Annotated in this window: 7 protein-coding genes and 1 pseudogene; 5 read left to right on the top strand and 3 right to left on the bottom strand. The window is 58.3% G+C overall.

From position 1 onward, the window contains the following. The first annotated feature begins 422 nt into the window (after positions 1 to 422). Positions 423 to 860 (top strand): hypothetical protein, encoded by a 438-nt coding sequence (locus JNL55_RS27045; protein WP_293861901.1) that lies wholly within the window; start codon positions 423 to 425, stop codon positions 858 to 860. Positions 861 to 1137: 277 nt separating this feature from the next. Here JNL55_RS27045 and JNL55_RS27040 read toward each other — a convergent pair whose 3' ends face one another. Then, a complete protein-coding gene (locus tag JNL55_RS27040; RefSeq protein ID WP_293861898.1) occupies positions 1138 to 1404 on the bottom strand; it encodes a type II toxin-antitoxin system RelE/ParE family toxin in 267 nt (88 codons plus the stop codon). After that, a pseudogene (locus tag JNL55_RS37535) lies at positions 1401 to 1598 on the bottom strand (type II toxin-antitoxin system ParD family antitoxin); the annotation flags it as partial. The gene JNL55_RS27040 and the pseudogene JNL55_RS37535, both read right to left, overlap by 4 nt. A 259-nt stretch (positions 1599 to 1857) precedes the next feature. Between JNL55_RS37535 and JNL55_RS27035 the strand changes: the two are divergent. The 3 genes from JNL55_RS27035 (at position 1858) to JNL55_RS27025 (ending at position 4620) form a co-directional block, all read left to right on the top strand. Continuing rightward, positions 1858 to 2061, top strand: a complete 204-nt coding sequence (locus JNL55_RS27035) for a hypothetical protein (protein ID WP_293861895.1) — start codon at positions 1858 to 1860, stop codon at positions 2059 to 2061. 258 nt (positions 2062 to 2319) lie between these two features. After that, positions 2320 to 3585 carry a hypothetical protein gene (locus JNL55_RS27030; protein WP_293861892.1) on the top strand — a complete coding sequence of 422 codons (1266 nt, stop codon included), beginning with the start codon at positions 2320 to 2322 and terminating at the stop codon, positions 3583 to 3585. Positions 3586 to 3810: 225 nt separating this feature from the next. Further along, positions 3811 to 4620 (top strand): hypothetical protein, encoded by an 810-nt coding sequence (locus JNL55_RS27025; protein WP_293861889.1) that lies wholly within the window; start codon positions 3811 to 3813, stop codon positions 4618 to 4620. Positions 4621 to 4841: 221 nt separating this feature from the next. On the opposite strand, the gene JNL55_RS27020 is transcribed toward JNL55_RS27025, so the two are convergent. After that, positions 4842 to 6962, bottom strand: a complete 2121-nt coding sequence (locus tag JNL55_RS27020) for a putative bifunctional diguanylate cyclase/phosphodiesterase (protein ID WP_293861886.1) — start codon at positions 6960 to 6962, stop codon at positions 4842 to 4844. An 802-nt stretch (positions 6963 to 7764) separates the two neighbouring features. Between JNL55_RS27020 and JNL55_RS27015 the strand changes: the two genes are divergently transcribed. Continuing rightward, positions 7765 to 8139, top strand: coding sequence for a hypothetical protein (locus JNL55_RS27015; protein WP_293861883.1), 375 nt, complete (start codon positions 7765 to 7767; stop codon positions 8137 to 8139). The last annotated feature ends 465 nt before the right edge of the window (positions 8140 to 8604 follow it).

Genomic DNA, 8604 nt, shown 5'->3' with positions numbered 1-8604 from the left:
CCCCTGCCGCCGCTCAATTGGCAATTCGCCACTGACACGCTCAGATTTTATTTTTATAGGGAATTTTATAGAGGCGGAAATTTCTTAGTCGCGCTGAGTTCGTAACTCGGGTTGGCAGAGTTTATTTTATAGAAAGTGGGAGAAAGAACCGAGACTTGGGGTGAACCCTGGCGTGAACTTTAAAGAACCTTTTCGATTCACTCAGCTCATCGAGTCCGACTCTCGGTACGGCGTATCACCGATTTATCAGCGATCGGTGGGTCAATGGACCTCGCCTGTATTTCGCCGGAGAAGCGGCGAAACTCAGCCCGATTGCATTCCTGGGGATTACAGCGGGCCGCAATCGCCACTCAGAGACGTGTAGACATCGTTCGTGATGCCATTCGAGCTGGCACAGTCGGGCCGCGGGAGTAACAATTGGCATGCGTGCCGGACAAGTGTTCTCGGATTGGTCGAACTTTGTTCGCGCGATTGGGCGTGATCGTAGGAATGGTTTGGACGCAAACGCACTTTCGGAGAAGTACTCGGGTGCCTCGATTCGCTGGACGGGAACGATCCGCAAGAATCAGATCCAAGATCAGTATGCTCCGGGTATACAGATGGACATGCCGCGCGTCGAGGTTTCACTAGGCGGCGGGCGAAAGCTCGTTGCCGACTATGTGTTTCTAAACGTGAGCAGCACAGGAAAAACGAGTTGGACAACAGTGAGTGCTCACATGGAAGTTCAATTCAAAGCGCGCATCAGAACTGCTGCCAGTCTATTTTTACCGGTGAACGTAGAGACATTTCCAGGCGACTCTGAAGAAGTTCTGACGTTAGCGCTTGAGCAGGCTTTGCCCATCGAGACTGTGACCGACTGAAGCAACCAACCATGCAGATGTGTGTCACTGCGGGTCGTCGTTCTTCGTTTACGTGGGTACTTAGCGTCGGGGAGGTAAGGCAATGGCCAGTCAACGAGATAGGCGTTGGTGATGCATTGAGATCTCGCTATGGGGGCCGCCACTCGACAACCCGTCGAGTGGTCAGTGCGCTACGTGATCGGGGCATGTTGCTAGAGATCGAGCGCAGTGGCGACCATCACGATGGGGGGGCGCAGTGCTTTTCACCTTAATTGAGTTTTCATTCTGCGATTTCGGTCTACTCGGCGCGCCGCCAACCTTCACGGCCGTGTCGAACGCGAACGGTGAAGATGTCCCCGCTGTCATCGACTGTATAGATGACGATGCGAGACTCGATCGGATGAATGCGCACGGCGGCCTCTGGGTTTTCTGCCAGGAATCGGAACTTTCTCTCCAGCAGGTCATGATAGTGCTGCGCTTGCTGGACGCCGAACTCCGCTACGCCATACATGTAGGTGGCGATGATGTCCTCTTCGGCCTTGCGGCTTAGCCGATAGCGCCTCACTGGGAGGGTTTGTTTGTTGCGCGTAACTTGCTGCGGGCGGCCGCCTTCAGTACATCTATTGATCGGCGACAGACGCCGCTGTCGATTCCTTCAGTAACCATCGCCTGGATGTGCGCGATCTTCGCGGTCTGTTCTTGATCGCTCCGGATTAGGTGGCGCACGTAATCGCTTGCGTTGGCATAGCGGCCCGAACTAGCTTGCTGTTCGGCTCACTGCTTCATGCTGTCGGGAATCGAGACATTCATCGTGGTCATGGGTAAAACCTCTTGAAGGGCTCCTGCGAAGCGCGGCCGCGGCAGGTGAAAAGCGAGGTCGTGAGCGGAAGGAATGCCATTCGGGATCGCCAGCTAAGCTTGGCCGTGGTGCAAGCAGGTCGCGATGGTTTCGATCGCTCCGATGTCGTCTCGTTAGTCGCAAGTGCTAGATAGCTAGCACGGCCGCCAACGCATCCCGTTGTTCAGCGAATTTGGTTGTATTCTTATCCCGAAGCTGTTCGGAGTTGCCAACGATGTGTGCCTAACACCGGAAGGCAAGTACTGGGAGGGCGCGGTGCAGGACCCGGATGTGTTCGTGGCGACCGATCGAGCGGCGCTTCGCGAGGGCGGCGATTTACAGTTAGAGACAGCCGTGCGAGAGTTGCTGAAGCAGCTATCCTGACGACTTTGAGGAGAGGTTGAAATACAGGGTGGAGTCGTGCTCAGTCAAGTCGACTATATCGAAGCAGTCAACGACACCGGGAACCGCGCTGACTTTCAGTGGCGATCCCACTGACGCTCAACTGTGAGTTCGCCACAGACAGGAATTTCTGTCGAAGCGGGCAGGGCTCTCGATGGTGTGTATGAGCCTGCTGCTGCCGGCGCCTGTTCGCGAAGTCATTCGCGTCCATAAACGTTCGATGTGTGCAAAGCCTAACCAATGAAACACGCGCTGTTTGGGATGATCGCGCTCGCGCTGTCGTTGAGTGCGCGGGCACAACAGCTCGTGACCGACGTATGGGTTCACGATGTGCCCGGTCCGCCACAAGGCGATTTCTGGGATTCGACGATCTCCAGCGCTCTCGGTTTGTTTTCCGGGAAAGCGGGCATCTATCCGGATGTCACCGTGTGTATGCGGCCGTTCGCGGGCGGCGATCGTTCTTGCACCTCCGTATGCGTCGATCTGCAAGGGGACGCGACCCTGGGCGGCGATGGCAAGAGCACCGCGTGCCGGCGGTCGCTGCGGGTGACGCTGCCTGCGCAGGATCCGCGCCTCCAGATCGAAGTGCTGGAGATGGACAATGTGGAAAGCACTCCACGCGTGCACGCCATCATTGCTCAGGTCGGTGTGACGGATGCTGCAGCCTGTCCGCATGCGAAGCCATGTCGGATGGATCTGCCAACAGGTCCCCTGGTGTTGAGCTTTGCTACTCAATCGGTCAAGCCTGCCCAGGCGAGTCCTACCGTCCAGACCGACGCCGCAGCCTCGTCACCGCCAGCGAATTGCGAGCCGCCGTCGCGGAGCTGGACCGATTGGAACAAGGGCTTGCATGGCCCCTACAAGAGCGCCGATGAAGCCATGGTGAGCGATGCCGCTGGTGCCCAAGCATGGAGGAACACCGGACCCCGTGCGACACTCTGGGGAGTGAAGGACGTAGAGTGGGGATTTGTAATCCTTCGTGATCGCCGCGACGGCACGAAGTACTACACCACACCGCCCGTTCGCAGTAGTTCTCAAACGAGCCAGCCGAAGTTGCAATGGGTGGACTACCTCGCCAGTCTGGGCAAGGCGTTCGACGGCTCATGCGCTCGCATCCAGGACTTCATCATCGCTGCCAACGTCCATACACATCCGTTGTCGCCGTTCTGGGGCCTGATACCTTCCATCAATAATTTTTCCATGAATGATTTTGCGCAGGCAATCCAGCTCAAGAATAAATACTACCCACCCGACAACACTGATGTGATCCGGATCGGTTCCACCGACCATCGGATCCAGACTCGTCTGCTGGTGCCTGACTTGGAAAGAATCTACATGATCAACGCGAACGACGGCATCGTCTTTACGTTCGCGCCACGTAGCGGCGATCCAAAAATCGAGGATAGCCAGATTGTCACGGACGCTGTCGCTGTGCTCTACAACGAGATCTGGAGGAAGTACGCCCGCGACAAATCTCGTGTGTGGGCGGTCGGCGTCTATCAGTAGGTGAGACAGCAATCGATGTCGCGGAACACGAAGCGGACATTGGCTGCAACCGTGTATTCGTCCTGTCGATGTGCGGAACACGTTCGACGTGAGTCGCCCTGGACATCTTGAAAGTCGCCGGCGCGGAGCCAATCAAACGCAAGGCCTCGCAATGGGCCATGGACATTATCGACTTTGCCAATTCGAACGCCGTAGTTCTGAGTCGGTCGGGCTGTACTTGCTCGGATGTTTCGCTCCATCCAGCCGTTTCAATTTCTCCTGGCGCTACTTGCCGGCTGGATCAATCGTCGACAGCTTGACGCTATCGAGTCTTTGAAGGCGGAGAATCGATGGCTGAAGGAGCGACTCGGCGGCCGCCGCCTTCGCTTCACCGATGCCGAGCGCCGTCGACTCGCGCACAGAGCATATGCGTTGGGTCGCAAGGCGCTCAGCGAATTCGATACGTTGGTCACGCCTGACACGCTGATGCCGTGGTATCGGACGTTGGTCGCACAGAAATGGACGTACACGCATCGCCGTGGGTCCGGGCGGCCCCGAACGATCCAGGTGATTACTCAGCTCATTTTCGTGCTGGAGAATCGATCCTGGGCCTATGCGCGAATTCAAGGTGCGCTGGCCAACTTAGGGCACGACGTTGGTCGCGGGACGATCGCGAATGTACTGAGCGAACATGGCATCGATCCGGCGCCTGAACGGGGGAAGCCCACGTTGTGGTCGACCTTTCTCAAAGCACACTGGGACAGCATAGCAGCCACCGACCTCTTCGCGGTCGAGGTCCTCACGCTGCGCGGCCTAGTGACGTACTACGTTCTTTTCGTGCTCGACTTGGCGAGTCGGAGGGTGAAGATTGCCGGGGTCACCTCTCATCCGGACGAACTCTGGATGATGCCGATGGCGCGCAATCTCACTGACGACGAGGAGCCGTTCCTTCGGCACACGCGTTTCCTGATCATGGATCGAGATGCGAAATATTCCGCAGCTTTCCGCGCGGCACTGACTCGGGAGCGCATTGAGCCGATCCGACTACCGCCGTGATCACCAAATTTTAACGCGTATGCGGAGAGATTCGTACGATCAGTGAAGACGGAGTGCACCGGGCGAATGGTCTTCTTCAGGACTACCACTGTCGCAGAATTCCTGGCCGGCGCCCACTCATGACCTGAAAGCCGGGAAACGAAGTACCGCTGGCTCTTCCCGCCGAAGCGTCGGTGTACGGCGCCGTCACCGTCGGCAAACATTTTCGAACCAGGTTGCTGCTACCCGGGCTTCATTGGCACATACAGTCGACTGACAGTCGCCAGAGGATCGAAATGCTGTGGGTTATGAGTGCGCAGCAATTCGGCGAACGCAGCCGAGCTTATGGCGGGACTGCAGACGAAGCCCTGGTACTGATCGCAGCCGAGCGACTTCAGAGCATCCAACTGCTGCTCGGTCTCCACGCCCTCGGCGATGACCTTCAACCGCAGGCTGTGTGCCAGCGAGATGATGGCGGTGACGATGGCGGCATCCTCTGGGTTGGCCACCATGTCCTTGATGAAGCTACGATCGATCTTGAGCTTGTCGAGTGGGAAGCGCCGCAGGTAGTTCAGGCTCGAATACCCCGTGCCGAAGTCGTCGATGGAGATATGCACGCCGAGCCGGCTGAGTTGCGCCAAGATGGCGGCGGAGCCTTCGGCGTCGTACATCACCGCGCTCTCCGTCAGTTCAAGCTCAAGCAGACGCGGCTCGAGGTTGGCGCTGACGAGCGCGGCGCGCACCACCTCGACAATGTTCTTCTGGCGGAATTGCTGTGCGGACATGTTGACTGCGATTCGCACGGGCTGTCCCGCGAGCTGCCATTGGCGAGCCTGCTTGCACGCCTCTCGCAGCACCCAATCGCCAATCTGCAGAATCAGGTTGATTTCTTCGGCGAGCGGAATAAATTCGGCCGGCAGCAGTTCGCCTCGCTGTGGGTGTCGCCAGCGAATCAGCGCCTCGGCACTACCGATCCGGCCACTTACCAGATCGACCTTGGGTTGATAGTGAAGCACGAACTCCTTGCTAGCTAGCGCCCGGCGCAAACCATTTTCCAGTTCCAGCCGTTCCAGCGTGTACGCGTTCATCGAGGGAGCGAACACCGCAAAGTTGTTGCCGCCGACTTTTTTGGCGTAGTACATGGCCGCATCGGCATTCTTCAGCAGCTCATCGCCGTCGCTGCCATCGCTGGGATACATCGCGATGCCGATGCTCGGCGCCGTATGGATTTCCACCGTGAGGATGCGGAAGGGTTGCGTGAAGCAAGAAATCACACTGCGTGCGACCTGCTCTGCATCGGCCACGCTCGAGATTTCATCGGCGATGAGCACGAACTCATCGCCACCGGTGCGAGTCAGTGTGTCGGACTTGCGCAGCGTGGCCTGCAGGCGACGTGCCACCTCTTGCAGCAGTTGGTCGCCGCCGTGATGACCGAGCGAATCATTGATCATCTTGAAGCGGTCCAGATCCATGACCAACACCGCGACGCGGCCGGTGCGTCGTTCGGCATGGGCAATGGCCTGGGCGAGTCGGTCTTCGAGCAGCACCCGATTGGGTAGGCTGGTCAGCGGATCGTGGGTGGCCATGTGCTGCAGGCGGGAGTTTACGTCCTCCAGCGCGGCCGCGTGTCTCGCGCGGGCATCGAGGTGCGTGTGGTAGAAGATCAGGATCATCGTGATCAGCAGTACGCCGAGCGCAAAGCCGCCGACCAGCAGCGCCAGCCAGTGACTGTTCGTGTCCGTGGCGCCGATACAGTATGAGCCCGGCGCGAAGCGTGCAGCCGCCATGCCGGTATAGTGCATGCCGACGATGGCGCAGCCCATGACTATGGCCGCGGCGAGACGATAGCCGAACAGGCGCAGGTTGGATTCGCTGCGCAGAAAGCAGAACAGAGTCAGCGCGACGAAGGATGCACCAACGGCGATGACGACAGAGGCCAACAGCAGCAGCGGCTCATAGCTGATGCCCGGCACCACCTGGATCGCGGCCATGCCCGAATAGTGCATGGCCGCGATGCCGAGCCCCATGATGAAAGCACCCATCGAGAGGTGTTGCAGGGTTACGCGAGCGCGGCTTGCAATGCCCAGAGCGAAACCGGAGGTAATGATGCCGACGGCTAGCGAGGCAAGCGTGGTGATCGGGTCATATGACAGCGCAATGGGCAGCGAGAACGCGAGCATGCCGATGAAGTGCATCGACCAGATACCCACGCCCATCGCAAACGCGCCTCCGGCTTGCCACCAGCGCGCATACTTCGGCGGCAGTCCGGCTACGCGTGCGGCCAGGCTCAGTGCGGTGTACGAGACGCAGATGGCTACCAGCAGTGACAGCACGACGAGCCAGGGATTGTATTGACCGGTCATGGTGCACGCACCGCCGGTCGTCGTGCGAACAGCGATTCGTAGTTCCGTATGATCTGATTGTTTTCGGTTTTCGACATCTGATCCAGCCCGTCATGATCCGTTGCAAGCGATGGGCGCACCGCTGACCCAACCGACCTTGCCACGATGCCGCTGACCATCCTACGGATGACATCACAGTTGGGGATACAGACAGCCGCTTACTGGGTGAAATGGTTGGAAAGACCAACCATTTCTGGTCACACTAGAGTCTGACGTGAACTCGATCCGATGAGTCATCACGAAGTTGCTTTGTCGCACGGCATACTTCAAGTGCGCCAACCGCCATGCTGCGACCTATGGGTGGTAGGTCAACGGCAACGGAGGCGGGTCTGAAACAATCAAATAGTTAGTGGCGTAGCGGCTGTATTGGTCGTCGGTGTAAGTGCGCAGACTATGTCTCGGGCACCATGGGAGTGCGGTTGCTGTTGAAGCACGTCTGCTTTGGTGCGGGTTTGGCTGAGCCGCTCTCTGCGAGTGACTTCGGAACATTGGACTTCGGCATAGTGTCAGCATCTTCGCCGACGGCCATCAGGTTGCTTACGCGCTTTCCAACGTGATGGCGCCGCGGCTCAAACCGGCGTCGACTCAATCCACTTCAAGCACCGGGAATCCAGCTTCGTGAGAAAGATTGGGCGTCGACCAGCGCATTCCATTAAGGCTCGCGGTCCCGTGGCTCAAGCCCGTAGTATCCAATTATTCGAACTGCTTGCTTCAGTCGGGCGGGCGCGCGCGGGATGCGTTGTATCTCGCTATACTGATGACGATGCATTGCTCCATCCAGCCGCTGCAATTCCTCCTGACGCTGTTTGCTGGCTGGATCAATCGTCTACAGTTCGAGGCGATTGAGTATTTGAAGGCGGAGAATCGATTGCTGAAGGAGCGACTTGGCCGCCGACGCCTTCGATTCACCGATGCCGAGCGCCGTCGACTCGCGTACAGAGCGCATGCGTTGGGTCGCAATGCGCTCAGCGAACTCGATACGTTGGTCACGCCCGACAAGCTGGCGCGGTGGTATCGGGCGTTGGTCGCACAGAAATGGACGTACACGCCGCCAGATCGGCGAAACACGAGCTGCTGGCTCGTGGCTGGACGATACGCGTCGGGTCTGGAACTCAGGTCATGCCTGTGCCGTATTTAGTTTAGCCGGGATCATGCCACGCAGGCTGCCTGATCGGATAACCGACCTCCGCCTCTACGAAGTATTAGCCACGGAATTGCAGTGGCGCCTTGAAATTGCATCCTGATATGGGTTCGCGCATCGTGGGCGCCGGCGCCTGCGTGCTGAACTCCTCGAAGGAACTGGTACCGGTTATAACCATCGGCTCCGATCCACCAGTGCCTCGGCCACAAGGTGAATAAAGCCGGGGGCGTTCTGATTCCGACGCAGAGCCCCACAGAAGTTTCGCTTACACGAGCAGTAGCCGATGTTCTTCCGCCACTGATAGCAAAACGATCACTTGGATTTTCCCGGTTTCATCTTCCGCAGTGATGAACGTAACGTTACTCGCTGACCCAGCGCGCTGGCGGATCATCAGCAATCCCATTGCCCGAACGCGTCCGCCATCTGTTGAAGGCTTCGATGAAGCCGTTCTCCGTCGGTTTT

It is taken from the genome of Steroidobacter sp. (genome assembly GCF_016790065.1).
Classification (GTDB): domain Bacteria; phylum Pseudomonadota; class Gammaproteobacteria; order Steroidobacterales; family Steroidobacteraceae; genus Steroidobacter.
This window is presented reverse-complemented; position numbering and strand designations above follow the sequence as displayed.

Coding starts and splice junctions, on each gene's coding strand:
- JNL55_RS27030 (WP_293861892.1), top strand. CDS start 2,320: ATGAAACACGCGCTGTTTGGGATGATCGCGCTCGCGCTGTCGTTGAGT.
- JNL55_RS27020 (WP_293861886.1), bottom strand. CDS start 6,962: ATGACCGGTCAATACAATCCCTGGCTCGTCGTGCTGTCACTGCTGGTA.
- JNL55_RS27025 (WP_293861889.1), top strand. CDS start 3,811: ATGTTTCGCTCCATCCAGCCGTTTCAATTTCTCCTGGCGCTACTTGCC.
- JNL55_RS27045 (WP_293861901.1), top strand. CDS start 423: ATGCGTGCCGGACAAGTGTTCTCGGATTGGTCGAACTTTGTTCGCGCG.
- JNL55_RS27015 (WP_293861883.1), top strand. CDS start 7,765: ATGCATTGCTCCATCCAGCCGCTGCAATTCCTCCTGACGCTGTTTGCT.